The 18,179-nt window shown below is 61.0% G+C and carries 15 protein-coding genes; 9 read left to right on the plus strand and 6 right to left on the minus strand.

The features are described from left to right. Positions 1 to 23: 23 nt before the first annotated feature. The 3 genes from JAB4_RS13835 to JAB4_RS13845 all read right to left on the minus strand — a co-directional run bounded on the left by JAB4_RS13835 (position 24) and on the right by JAB4_RS13845 (position 6,339). Complete coding sequence (locus JAB4_RS13835; protein WP_070221567.1) at positions 24 to 1,139, minus strand: DegT/DnrJ/EryC1/StrS family aminotransferase; 1,116 nt, start codon at positions 1,137 to 1,139, stop codon at positions 24 to 26. Further along, complete coding sequence (locus JAB4_RS13840) at positions 1,136 to 4,348, minus strand: tetratricopeptide repeat protein (protein WP_070221566.1); 3,213 nt, start codon at positions 4,346 to 4,348, stop codon at positions 1,136 to 1,138. Before JAB4_RS13840 ends, JAB4_RS13835 begins: the two co-directional genes overlap by 4 nt. Before the next feature lie 314 nt (positions 4,349 to 4,662). After that, positions 4,663 to 6,339 (minus strand): electron transfer flavoprotein-ubiquinone oxidoreductase, encoded by a 1,677-nt coding sequence (locus JAB4_RS13845; RefSeq protein ID WP_175444748.1) that lies wholly within the window; start codon positions 6,337 to 6,339, stop codon positions 4,663 to 4,665. 264 nt (positions 6,340 to 6,603) lie between these two features. On the opposite strand from JAB4_RS13845, the gene JAB4_RS13850 reads away from it, so the two are divergent. The 3 genes from JAB4_RS13850 (at position 6,604) to JAB4_RS13860 (ending at position 8,886) form a co-directional block, all read left to right on the plus strand. Then, on the plus strand, positions 6,604 to 7,380 hold the full coding sequence (locus JAB4_RS13850; protein ID WP_070221564.1) for an SDR family oxidoreductase: 777 nt from the start codon (positions 6,604 to 6,606) through the stop codon (positions 7,378 to 7,380). A gap of 103 nt (positions 7,381 to 7,483) precedes the next feature. After that, positions 7,484 to 8,062, plus strand: coding sequence for a methyltransferase domain-containing protein (locus tag JAB4_RS13855; RefSeq protein ID WP_070221563.1), 579 nt, complete (start codon positions 7,484 to 7,486; stop codon positions 8,060 to 8,062). Between the two features lie 8 nt (positions 8,063 to 8,070). Then, complete coding sequence (locus tag JAB4_RS13860) at positions 8,071 to 8,886, plus strand: phytanoyl-CoA dioxygenase family protein (RefSeq protein ID WP_070221562.1); 816 nt, start codon at positions 8,071 to 8,073, stop codon at positions 8,884 to 8,886. A gap of 9 nt (positions 8,887 to 8,895) precedes the next feature. Here the strand turns inward: JAB4_RS13860 and JAB4_RS13865 are convergent, their stop codons facing one another. After that, complete coding sequence (locus JAB4_RS13865; protein WP_070221561.1) at positions 8,896 to 9,462, minus strand: LuxR C-terminal-related transcriptional regulator; 567 nt, start codon at positions 9,460 to 9,462, stop codon at positions 8,896 to 8,898. A 147-nt stretch (positions 9,463 to 9,609) separates the two neighbouring features. Between JAB4_RS13865 and JAB4_RS13870 the strand changes: the two genes are divergently transcribed. The 3 genes from JAB4_RS13870 (at position 9,610) to JAB4_RS13880 (ending at position 12,345) form a co-directional block, all read left to right on the plus strand. Beyond that, positions 9,610 to 10,308, plus strand: a complete 699-nt coding sequence (locus JAB4_RS13870; protein ID WP_034752348.1) for a CoA transferase subunit A — start codon at positions 9,610 to 9,612, stop codon at positions 10,306 to 10,308. 21 nt (positions 10,309 to 10,329) lie between these two features. After that, positions 10,330 to 10,980, plus strand: a complete 651-nt coding sequence (locus JAB4_RS13875; protein ID WP_070221586.1) for a CoA transferase subunit B — start codon at positions 10,330 to 10,332, stop codon at positions 10,978 to 10,980. Between the two features lie 153 nt (positions 10,981 to 11,133). Continuing rightward, positions 11,134 to 12,345: a DUF2235 domain-containing protein gene (locus JAB4_RS13880; RefSeq protein WP_162995627.1), complete on the plus strand. Its 1,212-nt coding sequence runs from the start codon at positions 11,134 to 11,136 to the stop codon at positions 12,343 to 12,345. A 9-nt stretch (positions 12,346 to 12,354) separates the two neighbouring features. On the opposite strand, the gene JAB4_RS13885 is transcribed toward JAB4_RS13880, so the two are convergent. Continuing rightward, positions 12,355 to 12,768, minus strand: coding sequence for a DoxX family protein (locus JAB4_RS13885; protein WP_070221585.1), 414 nt, complete (start codon positions 12,766 to 12,768; stop codon positions 12,355 to 12,357). A gap of 249 nt (positions 12,769 to 13,017) precedes the next feature. Then, positions 13,018 to 14,319, minus strand: coding sequence for a dicarboxylate/amino acid:cation symporter (locus tag JAB4_RS13890; RefSeq protein ID WP_070221559.1), 1,302 nt, complete (start codon positions 14,317 to 14,319; stop codon positions 13,018 to 13,020). A gap of 263 nt (positions 14,320 to 14,582) precedes the next feature. Between JAB4_RS13890 and JAB4_RS13895 the strand changes: the two genes are divergently transcribed. From JAB4_RS13895 to JAB4_RS13905, 3 genes are read left to right on the plus strand one after another with little or no spacing between them, the layout of a single operon-like run. Further along, on the plus strand, positions 14,583 to 15,464 hold the full coding sequence (locus tag JAB4_RS13895; protein WP_070221558.1) for an alpha/beta hydrolase: 882 nt from the start codon (positions 14,583 to 14,585) through the stop codon (positions 15,462 to 15,464). A 54-nt stretch (positions 15,465 to 15,518) separates the two neighbouring features. Then, positions 15,519 to 15,869 (plus strand): RidA family protein, encoded by a 351-nt coding sequence (locus tag JAB4_RS13900; protein WP_070221557.1) that lies wholly within the window; start codon positions 15,519 to 15,521, stop codon positions 15,867 to 15,869. A gap of 32 nt (positions 15,870 to 15,901) precedes the next feature. Next, the gene (locus JAB4_RS13905; protein WP_070221556.1) at positions 15,902 to 18,154 is read left to right on the plus strand and encodes a bifunctional (p)ppGpp synthetase/guanosine-3',5'-bis(diphosphate) 3'-pyrophosphohydrolase; all 2,253 of its coding nucleotides are present in this window, start codon (positions 15,902 to 15,904) and stop codon (positions 18,152 to 18,154) included. Positions 18,155 to 18,179: the final 25 nt, after the last annotated feature.

Consider the following 18,179-nt stretch of genomic DNA (forward strand, 5'->3'; position numbering starts at 1 on the left):
GTCAATAGGGAAGGGCGGGGCGCTCAGGCCGCCCCGGCGATCAGGGCGGTGATCGCGTCCACGCTCGACAGCTCGAGGGCCGGGTAGATCGGCAGGCAGATCACCTGGGATGCGGCCTGGCGCGCGACCGGCAGATTGGCATGCGCGGCGGACGGCATGCCGCGGTACATGGGGAAATCGCTGATGAGCGGGTAGAAATAGCGCCGCGCGTAGATTTCGTGATCGCGCAGCCGCTGGAACAGCGCGTCGCGCGCCAGCGGATACCCGGGCCCGACGAGGATGGGAAAATAGGCGTGATTGGCCGCTTCGGCGTCGGCCGCTTCCAGGCAGGTGATGCCCGCGACGCCGGCCAGACGCTCGCGGTAGTGGGCGTCGATGTTGCGCCGCTGTTGCCGCGCCTGGTCGATGCCCTTCAGCTGCAGCAGGCCGAAGGCGGCATTGATTTCGCTCATCTTGCCATTGATGCCGGCGGCGACGACGGTGACTTCGTCGACAAAGCCGAAATTTTTCAGATGGTCGATGCGCTGCTTGGTCTTGGCGTCTGGGCAGACGATGGCGCCGCCTTCGAAGGTGTTGAAGATCTTCGTCGCATGAAAGCTGATCACGGACAGGTCGCCGTAATTGAGGACGCTGGTGCCCCCGTGGCGCACGCCGAATGCATGCGCGGCGTCATAGATGACCTTCAGATCGTAATTGTCGGCAATCTTCTGGATGGCGTCGACATCGCAGGGCTGGCCGTAGCAGTGCACGGGCATGATGGCCGTGGTCTGCGCCGTGATGGCTGCCTCGATGCGCGCCGGATCGAGGTTCAGCGTGCGCGCATCGATGTCGGCGAAGACGGGCTTGATGTCATTCCACAGCAGCGAATGGGCCGTGGCAACGAAGGAATACGGCGTCGTGATGACTTCGCCCTTCACGCGCAAGGCTTGCAAGGCCGTCATCAATGCCAGCGTTCCATTGGTAAACAGGCAGATATGCCGCACGCCCAGGTAGTCGCACAGCGCTTTTTCCAGCTGCTGGTGGAAGGGGCCGCCATTGGTGAGGATCTTGTTTTCCCAGATGCTTTCCAGGTAGGGCAGGAAATCCTGCAGGTCCGGCAGCAGCGGCTGGGTGACGTAGATGGGTTTGGCGTCGCTCATGCCGCTATCTCCCCGGGCAACTGACTGTCGAGCGGCGCGTCGAAGCTGACTGGCGGCAAGTCTTCGCACCAGCGCTGCCAGGCCAGGCGCAGGCTGTTGGCCAGGCCTTCCGCAATCAACTTCGGCTGGCCCAGCGCCGTTTGCGCCAGGCGGTGCCGGGTGCTGAAGCGGTAGGCGCCCAGCAGCATGGGGTTGGCCGCCATGTACAGGGCCTTGCTGACAAATTCCTCGTCATCGCGGGCGATGAATTCCTCCAGCTGCACGTGGCGCAGAATCGAGGTGCCGGCGCGGCTCGGTACGGTCGGTCCGGCAACGGTGAGGGTGGGCACGCCCATCCACAAGCCGTGGAAGGTGGTGGTGCCGCCACCGTATGGCGCCGTATCGAGGCACATGTCGACGCGGTGATGCATGGCCAGGAAGCTGGCCATGTTGGCGCGCGGTTCAAAAATTAGCCGGTCGGCGCTGATGCCTTCTTCGGCGAACCACGCCGTCAGCCCGGGGTGGGGACCGGGCGCCGGCATGGCGGCCAGCAGCATCCTGGCGTCCGGGATGGCGCGCAAGACCCTGGCCCAGCGCGCGATGGTTTGGCGGTTGAGCTTGTTAGGGCGGTTGAAGCTGCCGAAAGTCAGGTATTTGTTCTTCAGCACGGGCGCCGGCAGGATGCCGTCCGCATTTTCGGATGGCAGGAATGGGGCGATGGTCGGCAGGAAGATCAGTTTTTCCGTGAAATGGCTGGCGAATGTCTCCGGCGGCGAGAAATGACGGTCGCTCAGGTAGTAATCCATGGCCTGCAGGCCCGTGGTCAGCGGATAGCCGATCCAGCTCATCTGTATGGGCGCCGGCTTGCGGGCAAAGGCCAGCAGGCAATTCTTGGCCGTATGCCCGGACAGGTCGATCAGGATGTCGATGCCGTCGGCGCGGATGCGCTCGGCCAGCTTTTCCTGGCTCAGGTGGGTCACCGGCAGCCAGTTGGGCAGCAGTTGCGCGATACGCATGGTGACATTGTCGACGCGGCTATTGTTATAGTACGCATACAGCGAAAACTGCGGCATCGCCACCAGTTCCTCGAGCAGGGGCGTAATGAAATGTGCCACGGCATGGTTGCAGAAGTCGCCCGAGACCAGGCCGATCTTCAACTGGCGCTGCGGGTCGCGCTCGTTCGCGTGCGGCTGCCACGCGGCGCGCAGCGGCGTTTCGTAGCGCTCGCCGAAGCCGAAATGCTCGGCCACCATGGCGGCAGGGTCGTCGGCATGCATGTGCGACAGGCCGAACAGCATGTTGCTGTAGACCTCATCGTACTGCGGATACCTGGCCAGAGCCGTGCGGCATGCCTGGACGGCGTCGTCGGTGCGGCCCATCTCGCTGTAGGTCGCGCAGGTATTCAAGTGGGAACCGATGAAGTCGTCCTGGATTTCCAGCGAGCGCGCATAGCTGGCCAGCGCTTCGTCGTAGCGCTTCAGCGAGCGCAGGCAATTGCCCATCGTAAAGTGAACGCGGCTGGAGTCGGGCGCGATGTCGCGTGCGCGCTGCAGATACTCGAGCGCCTGTTCCGACTGGCCGCTATCCTCGAACGCCACGCTCAGGTTGCAATGGATCAGCGATGAGCGCGGGTCCAGTTCCAGCGCGTGCTGGTAGATGCGGATCGCCTGGGGATAATCGCCGGCGTCCTGCACGGCGATGGCCAGGTCATTGTGCAGGTTGGCGACATCGGGCGCCAGGGCGAGCGCTTGCCGGTAAGCGACTTGCGCTTCCTCAAAGCGGCGCATTTGCTTGAGGCAATGTCCGAGGCAGGTGTGCGCCTGCAGCTTGTCTGGCGCCAGCTGTACCGCACGCTGGTGCAGGGCCAGCGCTTCGTCGAGTTCGCCGACCGATTGCAGGCCCAGGCCCAGCTGGGTGTGCGCGTCGGCGCTGTCCGGCTGGAGCTCCAGGGCGCGGCGATAGCTGGCGATCGCCGCATCGAATTCGCCCAGACTCACCAGCACGCCGCCCAGGTTGGAGTGGGCCTGGGAATAGTCGGGCTGCACTGCCAGCGCCTGACGATAGGCATCGGCGGCGTCGTCGAGCCGCTGCTGCGACTGCAGGCTGTTGCCCAGGCCATTCCACAGGTCCGCATGGCGCGGCGCCAGCGACAAGGCCGTGCGATAGCTCGCTTCCGACTGCGCGTACTGCTCCAGATTCTGTAGCGCGGCGCCGAGGTTGCTGTGCGCCATCACCAGCCGGGGCTCGAGCGCCAGCGCGCGGCGATAGCTGTCGGCCGCTTCCTCATTGCGCTCCAGCGCCTGCAGGGCATTGCCCAGGTTGCAGAGCACTTCGGCGTCGCCGGGCATGCTTGCCAGGGCGGCATTGTAGGCGCCGACGGCACCGTCGAGGTCGCCACGCGCCTTGCGCGTATTGCCCAGGTTAAAGTGCGCCATGCCATAGTCGGGCCGCAGGGCAATGGCCTGCAGATAGGCGTCTTCCGCTTCCGCCAGGGCGCCGAGCGCCAGCAGGGCGCCGCCCAGGTTGCTGTGCGCTTCGGCGAATGCCGGATTGAACTGCAACGCCTGCTGGTAGGACTGGACCGCTTGCGCATGTTCCCCGCGTGCCTGCCACGCATTGGCCAGATTGCAATGGGCTTCGGCGTCATACGGGGTGAGCTGGACAGTGGTTTGCAGCGCGTCGAGGGCATCCTTGCCCTGCGCCTGCAGGACGGTGCCGAGTACGCTCCAGGCAAAATCGGAGGTGGGGTAGCGCGCAATCAGCGCCCGGGTGGCCGTTTCCATTTCCACATACCGTGCCGCCTGGTACAGCGCCACCACGTGCTGGCATTCGTCGGCCGTGGGCGCGGCAGCAATCGCCGTGGCGATACGTGCGCGCAAGGTTTGCGCCTGGTCGTTATCGAGGCCGCGGCCGATGGCCGTATCGATGATGTCGAGCGCTTCGTCCCGTTCGCCCGCCTTGAGCAAGCCGTCGGCAAGCGATAGCCAGAACTGGCCTTCATCGGGATTGACCGACAGCGCCTTGCGCAGATACGGCAGTCCTGCCCGGAACTGGCCTACCTGGCCGGCCAGCAAACCCATATTGTGGTTGGCGATGGCATGGTAGGGCTGGGCTTGCAGGATGGCGACATACAGGTCTTCCGCCTCTTCCAGGTGGCCCGCCTGATGCGCTTTCAGCGCCAGCGCCAGTTGGGTGTCGAGTTGCGTTTCCAGGGTGGCGTCAGCGTTCATGAGAGGGAAGAAAAGTGTACCAGCGGCAATTGTAACTGCTGGGAGTGGCGAATAGAAAATTTCCCCAAGGAATTTTGCCCTAGTGCATCATTGAACAAATTTTGGTGTTCCTGGCAGGCCACAGCGGCAAGAAAGATTGCAATAAAAGTAAAAGATTCCGGCATCGGCAAGTGGGGGATGCCGGAATCTTGCCTGGGCTGTGCTGTCTGACGCTGCAGTGACATCGCCAGATAAAAAAAGCGCGGCCACCCGAGGGTGCCGCGCTGTTGTCCAGCTACGCGTGATGACGCGATGATGCGATGACGCGATGACAATTACATATTCGGATAGTTCGGGCCGCCGCCGCCTTCCGGTGTCACCCACACGATGTTCTGCGTCGGGTCCTTGATGTCGCAGGTTTTGCAGTGCACGCAGTTTTGCGCATTGATCTGCAGGCGTTCGGCGCCGTCGTCGTTCTTCACGAATTCGTACACGCCGGCGGGACAGTAACGCGCTTCCGGACCCGCATACGTGGCCAGGTTGACATCGACGGGCACGCTGGCGTTCTTCAAGGTCAGGTGGATGGGCTGGTCTTCCGCGTGGTTCGTGTTCGAGATGAACACGGACGACATCTTGTCGAAGGTCAGCTTGCCATCGGGTTTCGGATACACGATCGGTTTCGACTGGGCCGCCGGTTTCAGGCATTCGTGGTCGCCATGCGAGTGGTGCAGGGTCCACGGCGCCTTGCCGCGGAAGATCAGCTGGTCGATGCCCGTCATCAGGCTGCCCAGGTACAAACCTTTCGACAGCCATGGCTTGACGTTGCGCGCCACGTGCAGTTCTTCATGCAGCCAGGATTTCTCGAACGCGACAGGGTAGCTCGTCAGTTCGTCGTGCTGGCGCTGTTCGCCCAGCGCGCCGAAGGCCGCGTCCGCCGCCAGCATGCCGCTCTTGATGGCCGCGTGGCTGCCCTTGATGCGGCTCATGTTCAAAAAGCCCGCATCGCAGCCGATCAGCGCGCCGCCGGCAAACACCAGCTTCGGCAGCGATTGCAGGCCGCCGGCCGCAATCGCCCGCGCGCCGTACGAGATGCGCTTGCCGCCTTCGAAGAACTTGCGGATTTCCGGATGCGTTTTATAGCGCTGGAATTCCTCGTACGGCGACAGGTAGGGGTTTTCGTAGTTCAGGCCTACCACGTAGCCGACCATCACCTGGTTGTTTTCCAGGTGGTACAGGAAGGAACCGCCATAGGTTTTCGTGTCCAGCGGCCAGCCGCTCGAGTGGATCACCAGGCCCGGCTTGTGCTGGGCCGGGTCGATTTCCCACAATTCCTTGATGCCGATGCCGTACGATTGCGGGTCCTTGCCGGCGTTCAAGTCATACTTGGCCATCAATTGCTTGCCCAGGTGGCCGCGCGCGCCTTCGGCGAACAGGGTGTATTTGGCGTGCAATTCCATGCCCAGCTGGAAGTCGGGACCCGGCTCGCCGTCGCGCTTGACGCCCATGTTGCCGGTCGCCACGCCTTTCACGGAGCCGTCGTCGTTGTAGAGGATTTCCGCGGCAGGGAAGCCGGGGAAGATTTCCACGCCCAGGTTTTCCGCCTGCTGGCCCATCCAGCGCACCACATTGCCCAAGGAGACGATGTAGTTGCCATGGTTTTCAAAGCAGGCCGGCACGGCGAAGCCTGGCGTCTTGTACGCTTTCGTTTCGGTCAGGAACAGGATGCGGTCTTCCGTCACTTCGGTGTTCAGGGGCGCGCCCAGTTCTTTCCAGTTCGGAATCAATTCCGTCAGCGCTTTCGGGTCCATGATGGCGCCCGACAGGATATGCGCGCCCAGTTCGCCGCCTTTTTCCAGCACGCAGACGGACACTTCCTGGCTCTTTTCAGCGGCCAGCTGCTTCAGGCGGATCGCCGCGGCCAAGCCTGCGGGGCCACCGCCGACGATCACCACGTCATACTCCATGGTTTCGCGCGGTCCGTACTGTTCAACTAAGTTATTAGGCTGTGTCATGGTCTCGATTTATAGTCACTCAATTAGGTAGCAAGGATAGGGAATAAAGCATCATCGGGGAAATTTAAGCACGAGTGTGCTTGTTTTTGACGAGGATTGCAACTTTGGCGCCATTTTGCGTGACATTGCCCCTCGCCGCAATCTAAATCCGGCCATTTTGTGTAATGATGGCGTTTACTTTTGCTCGAGTGCGCGGCGGGGGAATTTGCCCGATTGCCATGGGCATGGCGTAAAGTGTTGTTTAAAATAAAACAGGAGTAGCTCGTGGGCATAGAAGTCAATTTCGAGGGCAAGATTGCCCTGATTACCGGCGCATCGAGCGGCCTCGGCGCGCGCTTTGCGAAAGTGCTGGCCCAGGCCGGCGCGCAGGTCGTGCTGGCGTCGCGCCGCACCGAACGCCTGAAGGAATTGCGCGCCGAAATCGAGGCGGACGGCGGCGCCGCGCACGTGGTGTCGCTCGACGTGACCGACTTTGCCAGCATCAAGTCGGCCATCGCCCATGCGGAAACGGAAGCGGGTCCCATCGATATCCTCGTCAACAATTCAGGTGTCTCCACCACGCAACGTCTGGTCGACGTCACGCCCGAAGATTACTCGTTCGTGATGGACACCAATCTGCGCGGTTCGTTCTTCGTGGCCCAGCAGACGGCCAAGCGCATGATCGCGCGCGCCAAGGGCGACCCGAAGAAACAGCACCGCATCATCAATATCGCCTCGATGGCCGGCTTGCAGGTGTTGCCGCAGATCGGCGTGTACTGCATGAGCAAGGCGGGCATGGTGCACATGACGCGCGCCATGGCCGTGGAATGGGGTAAATATGGCATCAACACCAACGCCATCTGCCCCGGCTACATTTCCACCGAGATCAATGAAGATTATTTCGCTACCGAGCAGGGCAAGAAACTGATCGAAATGCTGCCGAATAAACGGCCGGGCAAGCCGGAGGACCTCGACGGCCTGCTGCTGTTGCTGGCGGGCGAGGATTCGCACTTCATCAATGGCGCGATTATCTCCGCCGATGGCGGCATGGCCAGCATGTAAGCGGCAGAGGGAAGGTATTGTTGCCACAGGGAAAATTAGCGGCTATGATGTTTTTGCTTGCGGCATAGCGTCCGGGCATAACCACTATACGAGAATTTTTACGATGGCAACTCCTTCGAAGTTTGACAATGACACGTTTCAGCTGGCACGCGATCACTTGAACGCTTTTGTGGCAAGAACGGCCGCCAAGCTTGCCGGTGAGACGGGCAAGCTGCTGGAAGTGGGGCCGCAGGACCGCTCCACCGTGCGCGAAAACTTCAGCAATTTCAGCGTCGACACCTTTGATATCGTCGACACTTACAGCCCCACGCTGGTGGGCGACATCACCAAGGTCAATTCGGCGATCGCCGACAGCGCGTATGATTGCGTCGTCTGCCTGGAAGTGATCGAACATACGCTCAACCCCTTCGACACCGTCAAGGAAATCCGCCGCATCCTCAAGCATGAAGGCTATCTGCTCATTTCCGCCCCCTTGAACTGGCGCATCCATGGTCCGATTCCGGACTGCTGGCGTATTACCGAGCATGGCTGGAGCGCCTTGCTGCGCGATTTCGACATCATTGAAATTGATATTCTGGAAACGCCTGACCGCGAGCTGTTTCCTATCAAATATAACGTGCTGGCGAAGTGCAATAAGTTCAAAAACACGCAAGACAATGAACTGACGTTCCGCTTTATCTAGGAGTGGCGATGACACTGGCTGTAGTCAATGAGCAGACCCAAGACGTCTTGCAGCGCATCAGCGGGGAGCAGTTCCTGCCGGAGGTTTTCCGGGAGACAGGCGTTTTTGTCGTGCGTAATGCGATTGCACCGGATCTGCTGGCGCAATGGCAGCATGAGTGGGATATTTTTTATGATGCCAAGCTACGTGCCGGCCGCAATGTCAGCCAGGCCAATCCCGTTTCGCTGACCGAGGAATTGCCGCAGAAACTGCTGGAAATGTACCGCGCGCCGGTGTATGCCGCAACGCTGTCGCGCATATTCGGTCCCGACGTGGCGCTATACAATCACCGCTTCGTCATCAAGGATGCATTCAGTCCGAACAAGGTATTCCTGCACCAGGATAGCTGTTACCACCTGGGTAACTTGAACAAATGCAGCATTTTTACCGCATTGAGCCGTGTGGACGAGGATAACGGTGCGATGAGTTTTTATGTCGGCTCGCATAAACTCGGTTATCTCGGCGATGCCGGCGAAATCAACCCTGACAGTTTCAACATCCAGTTCGTCAAAGTCACGCCTATCCTCAATCCCGGCGATTTCGTGGTCATGCACAGTTCGACGTGGCATGAGTCGGGACCGAATGTGTCGGGTGTCCATCGCATTCTGGCAGATACGATTTTCCAGCCTGCGGACGACCCGACAGGCAAGGAATTGATCGCGGGCGAATGGAAGACCGATATTTTCTATTCGCCGCTCAATTGCATCCAGTATTTCGCCAACTCCAGGGTACTGAAAATCATCAAGTATGAGCAGGCAATGCGGGAGCAGGCCAGTTCGCCGTAAATTCCGCCGCTAGCGCTGCAGCTGCAGTCCCACGAGCTTGTGCACCAGCTCCGACGACGTCGAGGCGGCAAATTTGCGCATCAGCTTGGCGCGGTGCATTTCCACCGTGCGGGGGCTGAGGTCGATCTGGCGGGCGATGACCTTGCTGGTCTTGCCTTCCACCAGCAGGGCGGCGATTTCGCGCTCGCGCGGGGTCAGTTCCGCCGTTACGGGGCGTTTCTCGCTGACATCTTCGAACGTCCAGATGCCCGCTCCCAGCGGTTGGTTCGGCAGCATGGCGTGGCCCGTCACGTGACACCAGAACAATTCTCCATTACTGCGGCGCATGATGCGCTCGTCCGAATAGCGGCCCCTGGCGTTCATGATGGGGATGATGCGGTCACCGGTGCGCAGGAATTCGTCGTGCGTGGGGTAAAGTACTTCGAAGGACTGGTCGTCGAGCTGGGCGCGCGCATAGCCGAACATGGCCGCCAGCGCTTCGTTGCAGCTGCGCATGATGCGGTTTTCCGACATGCACATGCCCACGGGCGCGTGCAGGAAGATGCTTTCATAATCGATGGCTGACGCGGCGTTCATCTGATGCGTATCACTCTCACAGGGGGATTGCCGGCACGGCGCCGGTAGTTCTACGGTATTGTACTTTCCACTCGCGTATTTTATGCTGAGACGCTGCCTGAGTCATGGACTCAAGACCAAAGCTTAACAAAAGATAGAGGGACACCCATGAATAAAGTTTATCCTGACGCCGCCTCGGCGCTGGCCGGTATCGTCCAAGATGGCCAGACCATCGCCGTCGGCGGCTTCGGCCTGTGCGGCATTCCCGAAGCCCTGATCGGCGCCTTGCGCGATTCGGGCGTGACGGGCCTGACCGCCATTTCCAACAACGCGGGCGTGGACGGCTTCGGCCTGGGCCAGCTGCTCACCACGCGCCAGATCAAGAAAATGATCGCCTCCTATGTGGGTGAAAACAAGGAATTCGCGCGCCAGTACCTGGCCGGCGAACTGGAGCTGGAATTCACGCCGCAAGGCACCTTGGCCGAGAAACTGCGCGCCGGCGGCGCCGGCATCCCCGCCTTCTTCACCAAGACGGGCGTGGGCACCATCGTTGCCGACGGCAAGGAACTGCGCGAATTCGACGGCGAACAATACGTGATGGAACGCAGCCTCGTGGCCGACGTGGCCCTGGTCAAAGCCTACATGGCCGACCGTGCCGGCAATTTGGTCTACCGCAAGACGGCGCGCAATTTCAACCCGAACGTGGCCATGGCGGGCAAGATCACCATCGTGGAAGTGGAAAAACTGGTCGAAGTGGGCGAGATCGACCCGGACCAGGTCCACACGCCGAGCATCTTCGTGCACCGCATCGTGGTCAACGCGAACCCGGAAAAACGCATCGAGCAGCGCACCGTGCGCGCCGACTAAATACAAGATTGGGAGATGATCATGGCTTGGACAAGAGATGAAATGGCCGCGCGCGCGGCAAAGGAATTGCAGGATGGCTTTTATGTGAATCTGGGTATCGGCTTGCCGACCCTGGTGGCCAACTATGTGCCGGACAATATCGAAGTGTTTTTGCAGTCGGAAAACGGCTTGCTGGGCATCGGCCCGTTTCCCACCGAAGATGAGGTTGATGCCGACCTGATCAACGCTGGCAAGCAGACGGTGACGGCCTTGCCCGGCGCCGCTTACTTCAGCTCGGCCGATTCGTTCGGCATGATTCGCGGCGGCAAGATCAACCTGGCTATCCTGGGCGCCATGCAAGTGTCGGAAAAGGGCGACCTGGCGAACTGGATGATTCCAGGCAAAATGGTCAAGGGCATGGGCGGCGCGATGGACCTCGTCGCCGGCGTCAAGCGCGTCGTTGTGCTGATGGAGCACGTGGCCACGGCCAAGGATGGCACGACGTCGCACAAGTTGCTGAAACAATGCGACTTGCCGCTGACGGGCGTGGGCGTGGTCGACGTCATCATCAGCGACCTGGGCGTCATCGACGTGACGGAAAACGGCTTGAAGCTGGTGGAACTGGCGCCGGGCGTGACCAAGGAGCAGGTGCAGGCGGCCACGGGCGCGGAACTGGACGTTTCCGCCGTATAAACGGATCGTTGCATGCATAAAAAAAGCGGACAGCGATGTCCGCTTTTTTTTTCGCCGCGCACGCACTACGTCTGCGCCATGTCTAAGGCTGTCCCTGGAGTGTGCCTATGCTGGAACGGTGCAGGGCAGACGAAGTCACGACAAGGAGCAGTCATGAAGGCAAACTGGTACGCATCGCCACTACTGAGGCGCATGGCAGGGAGTGTGTTGGCAGCGGGCTTGGCGGCGTTGCTGTCCGCCTGTGCTGCCGCCGGCGGCGAGCACGTCAACCCAGTGGTGACGGAGAAAGTATTCACGGGCGATCCCGCCCTGGCAAAAAACATCTTTGTCTTTCTGGATGGGACGCGCAATGACAGCGCCTCCGGGACCAATGTGCGCCGGGTCTTTGATGCGGTGCTCCATGCCGACGAGGCGCAGACCAGCGCCATCTATATCGAAGGCGTGGGCAGCGTCGAAAGTCCCGTGCTGGGCGCCAGTCTCGGCCTTGGCATGGAGCCGCGTATCCTGCGCGGCTATGACTTCGTCGCGCAGGCGTTTCGCCCCGGTGACAAGCTCTACATTTTGGGCTTCAGCCGTGGCGCCCACCAGGCCCGCGCACTGGCTGGCCTGATCGCCTATGCGGGCGTGCCGGCCAGGTCGGAAGACGATATCGAACAACGGCTTCGGCGCGATAACGCCATCCTCGAAGTGGTCAAGCGCAAGAACGATGAAGCCTATGTGGATGCGTGGAAGGCGTGGCGGCCGGGACAGGAGCCGATCGCCGGTAAAGAACTGCGCGAACGTTTCAAGGTTGCCGTGGTGCCGGTGGAAATCCAATTTCTCGGCCTGTGGGATACCGTGCCCGGTTCCCTGTTCAAGGACTTCGGTGTGTGCAAGGAAATGAGCGACGGCAGGGACGGCGACCGCTACAAGTCCGATTCCTATCCGCCGATCCGCCGCATCCTGCACGCCGTGTCGCGCGATGAAAAGCGCAGCCGCTTCCATCCCATCTTGCTGTGTCCGCCCATTAATGCGGACTACACGAGCGTCAGCGAACTCTGGTTTCCCGGATCGCATGCCGATATCGGTGGTGGTTACGCCGATTCACGGTCGTTGTCCGACCTGTCGCTGGCGTGGATGATGACGGGCCTGGCGCAAGATTATGCGCTCCCGCCGTTGCAGCTGGCTGGCGATCCGCTGGGCCTGGCGCATTGGTCGATCGGCGACCGGCCGGCCAATTTGTTCAGCCATTGCGAGGACAGGGTATTGCCCGACGGCGCCATGCAGGCCCCGGCCCTGCAAGTGAGGACCGTTGCCGGCAGCGCGCCGTTGCGCATGCAGGGTGTGATCGAGCAACGGCCCTATCCGTTGGAGTGCTCGCGCTAGCCCGGTCGTTTATGCGGCGCCAGCCTTGCCGCGCAAGCCGTCCAGGCTGTAGGCGCCAGCGCCAGCAACTGCGAAGTACAGGAAGGTGAAGCAGTACATCACGGCCATTTCGCCGCCGTTCAGGATCGGTAAAAAGCCGGCAGGCGCATGCGCGATGAAATAGGCGGCTGCCATCTGGCCCGACAGGATGAAGGCGACGGGGCGCGTGAACAGGCCGACCAGCAGCAAGCTGCCGCCCACCAGCTCGATGACCCCGGCCGCGCCCATCAGGGAAAACAGTTGCAAGCCGTCGAACATGGCCACGTGCGGCGCACCGAACAGTTTTGCCGTGCCATGCTGCAGGAAAAGAAAGCCGAGGATGATGCGCAGCAAGCCCAGCAAGCGTGGGGACCAGGTGGCGTAGAGGGCGGGCGAGAGGGACATGGCGTACTCCATTCAAAGGTGGATGGTTCGGTGTCTGGCTTGCATTAACGCAATGTCATTATGCGGGAGCCTGGCGGCGAACAATAGACAGCACTGTAATGGTTTTTCATTCATTGATCATCCGATGAAATATTGATGCATGATTTACCATATGTTGATGATGCAATAAAAAACCCCTCGCGCATGCAAAAAGCCCCGCAGATCGCTCTGCGGGGCTTTTCAATGGAGAGTACAGCTTGCTTGGCGGGCTTACTTGACGATATTGACGGTCGGTGCAACGTAGGCGTCGTCGGTCGGGTGGGTGGGATGGGCCAGCTCGCTGTGCAGCTTGTCCATGTCCAGTTCCTTTTCCCATTTCGACACGACGATGGTGGCCACGCCGTTACCGACAAAGTTGGTCAGCGCGCGGCATTCGCTCATGAAGCGGTCGATGCCCAGGATCAGCGCCATGCCGGCCACGGGAATCGTCGGCACCACGGCCAGGGTGGCGGCCAGGGTGATGAAGCCGGCGCCCGTGATGCCGGACGCGCCTTTCGACGTCAGCATCGCCACGCCCAGGATGGTGAGCTCTTGCCAGATCGTCAGTTCCGTGTTGGTTGCCTGTGCCACGAACAGGGCGGCCATGGTCATGTAGATATTGGTGCCGTCCAGGTTGAACGAGTAACCGGTCGGCACGACCAGACCGACGACTGGCTTGGAGCAGCCCAGGCGCTCGAGTTTCTTCATCAGGGCCGGCAGGGCCGATTCCGACGAGCTGGTGCCGAGCACGATCAGCAGTTCTTCCTTGATGTACAGCAAGAAGCGGCCGATGGAGAAGCCCGTGTACTTGGCGATCAGGCCCAGCACGACGAAGACGAACAGGAAGCAGGTCAGGTAGAACGAGCCCATCAGTTTTGCCAGCGGAATCAGCGACGCCAGGCCGTATTTACCGATGGTAAAGGCCATCGCGCCGAACGCGCCGATCGGTGCGACTTTCATGATGATGTTGACCATGCCGAAGATGGCATGCGACAGCTCGTCGATCAGCTTGGTGACCGGACGGCCGCGCTCGCCCAGCAGGGACAGCGAGAAGCCGAACAGGATGGCGATCAACAGCACTTGCAGGATGTCGCCCTTGGCGAAGGCATCGACGAAGGTCTTCGGGATGATATTCATCAGGAAGTCGACGGTGCTCATGCCTTCGGCGTGCGTGTATTGCGCGATCGACTTGGCATCGAGGTGGGCCGGATCGGCGTTGAAGCCGGCGCCCGGTTTCAGGATGTTAGCAACCAGCAAGCCAATGGCCAGCGCGAAGGTGGAGACCACTTCGAAGTACAGCAGGGCCTTGCCGCCCACGCGGCCGATTTTCTTGACGTCCTGCATGCCGGCGATGCCGGAGACCACGGTACAGAAGATCACGGGGGCGATGATCATCTTGATCAGTTTGATAAAGCCGTCGCCCAGCGGTTTCATGTCGACGGCGTTCGAAGGGTAGAACACCCCCAGCAGCACGCCAGCCACGATGGCGAACAGCACCTGTACGTACAGGATTTTATAGAATGGTTTTTTCACGAGTGGTCTCCTCTTGCGGGTTGATGCTGCGAATCATCCGCCCATTGGCAGGCGTGCTCAATTGTGGATAACCGCAGATATGCAGTTTCGCTATATCGGGTATTGCGCCATGGCGAATGTGCCAGTGCTATGCTGCGACGCAGCAATTCAGCCGCGCGCTTGGAGCATTGCCCGCGCTGCGCTACACTGCCGTAGCGTCGCGCGCGGGACATCCCTTGGCAGGCAGAAAGCGGTGCTCTTTTTATATCGAATAAGGAAATCGAATGATCGAAGCGAGCATCAAATCCGTCCAGTGCATCTCCCCCGCAGGCCTGCATACCATGTCGTACAAGGAGTGGGGCGCACCCGACAATCCGAACGTGCTCGTCTGCGCCCATGGCGTGACGCGCGTGGCGGACGACTTCGACAACCTGGCGCGCGCCATGGCCAGCGATTACCGCGTGATCTGCCCCGACGTGGTGGGACGCGGGCGCTCGGGCTGGCTGGCCAATCCCCAGTTCTACCGCGTGCCCCAGTATGTGAGCGACATGGTGACCCTGCTGGCGCGCGTGCTGGCCAATGGCGAGCGCCAGACGGTGGACTGGTTCGGCACCTCGATGGGCGGCTTGATCGGCCTGGGCCTGGCCTCGTTGCCGCACAGCCCGATCAGCAAGCTGGTATTGAACGATATCGGCCCAACCCTGGCGCCGGAAGCCTTGCAGCGCATCGGCGACTACATCGGCCAGGACTTGCGTTTCGATACCTTCGAGCAGGGCGCCAAATTTGTGCGCGACGTGTCCGCCAGCTTCGGCCCGCACACGGATGCGGAATGGCATAAACTGGCAGTCGATGTGTTGCGGCAGGACAAGGATGGCCATTGGCGCCGTCACTATGATATGGGACTGGCCATGCCGTTCCGCTCGGCCACGCCGGAATCGGCGGCCAGCGACGAAGCCATGCTGTGGGCCGCGTACGATGCCGTGCGCTGCCCCACCTTGCTGGTGCGCGGCTCGGAATCCGATCTGCTGTCGCACGAGACGGCGCAGATCATGCTGGGCCGCGGCCCGAAAGCGGAACTGGTGGAAATCGCCGGCGTGGGCCATGCGCCCACTTTCGTCCACGACGACCAGATCGCCATCGCGCGCAAGTTTTTGCTGGGCAAGTAAGAAGGCAACAAGCAATACCGCTGTACAGATTTTGAAACAACCGAAAGAAGAAGCATGGAAATTACACGACTGCACGTAGGCAAACGCCTTTCTGAAGTAGCGATACATAACAACACCATCTACCTGGCGGGACAGATCGCGGAAGACACCACGCAAGGCATCGTCGGCCAGACGCGTGAAGTGCTCGGCCACGTCGACCGTTTGCTGATGGAAGCGGGCAGCGACAAGACGTGCATCCTGTCGTGCCAGATCTACATCGCCGACATGAAGGATTTCGACGGCATGAATGAAGTGTGGGACGACTGGGTCGCTTCCGGTCACACGCCGCCGCGCGCCACCGTGGAAGCGAAACTGGCCAATCCGGCTTGCTTGGTGGAAATCGTCATCATCGCTGCAGAGCGCTAAGTTATTGAGTTGTTAAGTTTATAAGGTATCACATGGTTTCCATCTCGGCCCCGAATAGCGCCACCTCGGAACAACTGGTAGAGGGCTTGAGTGCGCCGGACTGCGCGCGCGTGCTGGACGCGCTCGCGTATGCCACCGCAGCGTATGGCGACAAGCAGACCTTTGCCGGCCGCTCCGCGCTGGACTTCGCCATCGGCGTGGCCACCACCCTGGCGTTCCTGCGCAGCGATGCGGAAACACGCATCGCCGGCCTGATGTTCGAGCTGACCTTGCTGGAACCCGACACGGCGGCCGACATCGAGCCGCGCTTCGGCAAGCAGGTGTGCGACCTGGCGACAGGCGTGCGCCAGCTGATCCGTTTGCGTGCGCTGACCCAGGCGCAGCACGGCGGCGCTGCCGGTCGCGGCAAGAATGCTGCGCAGCAAGCCGTGGCCCAGGTGGAAACCTTGCGCAAGATGTTGCTGGCGATGGCGTCCGACATGCGTGTCGTGCTGGTGCGTCTGGCCGCCTGCGTGACGACCTTGCGTTACTTTGCCGACTTAAAACTGTTCAATGAAATGACGCGCGAGTACGGCAAGGAAACGCTGGATTTGTACGCGCCGCTGGCCAACCGCCTCGGCATCTGGCAACTGAAGTGGGAACTGGAAGATTTGTCGTTCCGCTTCATCGAACCGGAAGCGTATAAACGCATCGCCAAGATGCTGGAAGAAAAGCGCATGATGCGCGAGGGCTTCGTGTCCTCGGCGATTCTGCGCCTGCAGACGGAACTGGCTTCGGCCGGTATCCAGGCGGAAGTGTTTGGCCGCCCGAAACATATTTACAGCATCTGGAACAAGATGCGCGGCAAGGAACTGGATTTCACGGCCCTGTACGACGTGCGCGCCTTCCGCGTCATCGTTGCCGACGTGAAAACTTGCTACACGGTGCTGGGCGTGGTCCACAATATCTGGACCCCCATCCCGAAAGAATTCGACGATTACATTTCGCGCCCGAAACCGAACGGTTACCAGTCGCTGCACACGGTGGTGACGGCCGAGGATGGCCGGCCGCTGGAAGTGCAAATCCGCACGAATGAAATGCACAGCTTTGCCGAATACGGCGTGGCTGCGCACTGGCGCTACAAGGAAGAGGGCGGCTCGAACTTTGCCGGCCAGAAGTACGACGAAAAGATCGCCTGGCTGCGCCAGTTGCTGGCCTGGAAAACGGAGGTGGCCGACGCCGTCGTGGGCCAGGAAGAAATCCAGCGCGAATGGGTGGAAAAGCTCAAGTCCGCCACATTGGACGACCGCATCTTCGTCATGACGCCGCAGGCACGCGTGCTGGAATTGCCTGTCGGCGCCACGCCCGTCGACTTTGCCTATCACCTGCACACGGACGTGGGTCACCGCTGCCGCGGCGCCAAGGTCGACGGCATCATGGTGCCCCTGAATACGCAATTAAAGAATGGCCAGACTTGCGAAATCATCACGGCCAAGGGCGCGCCGGGCACGGCCGGGCCGTCGCGCGACTGGCTCAGCGCCGGCTACGCTGTCAGCACGCGCACGCGCTCGAAGATCCGCGCCTGGTTCCATGCCATCGACATGCAGGAAACCCTGGCCCACGGCCGCGCGCTGGTGGAAAAATCCCTGCAGCGCGAAGGCAAGACGGCCGTCAACCTCGAGGCGCTGGCGCAAAAGCTGGGCTTTGCCAAGGTCGACGAGTTGTTCCTGTCGGTGGGCAAGGATGAATTCAGCCTGCGCCACGTGGAGCAGGCGCTGCACGACAATGGTGAAGTGGTGGTGCCGGAAGACGCCGTGCTGGTGGGTAAAAGCCGCGCTTCCAGCGTGGAGCAGGGCGCCAAGTCCGGCGTGCTGGTGGTCGGTACGGAAGGCTTGATGACGGTGCTGGCCAAGTGCTGCAAGCCCGCGCCGCCGGACAGCATCGTCGGTTTTGTGACGCGCGGCAAGGGCGTTTCCATCCACCGCGCCACCTGTAAAAACTTCGAGGAAATGCGCGCCAAATCGCCCGAGCGCGTGATTTTTACCGAATGGGGCAGCACGGGCGGGCACGACACCGTGTATCCGGTCGACATCTTTATTCTGGCAGGCGACCGCCAGGGCTTGCTGCGCGACATCTCCGAAATCTTTTCGCGCGAAAAGATCAACGTCATCGGCGTCAACACCCAAAGCGCCAAGGGCCAGGCCCGCATGACGTTTACGGCCGAGATCAGCTCGACGGCGCAGCTGTTGAAGGCGCTGAATGTGATCAAGGATGTCAGCGGGGTCCTGGAAGCGCGGCGCAGTTAGTTGGAGTTACCCCGAGAGCAGAGGC

The sequence above is a fragment of the Janthinobacterium sp. HH102 genome (genome assembly GCF_001758625.2).
GTDB lineage: Bacteria > Pseudomonadota > Gammaproteobacteria > Burkholderiales > Burkholderiaceae_D > Janthinobacterium.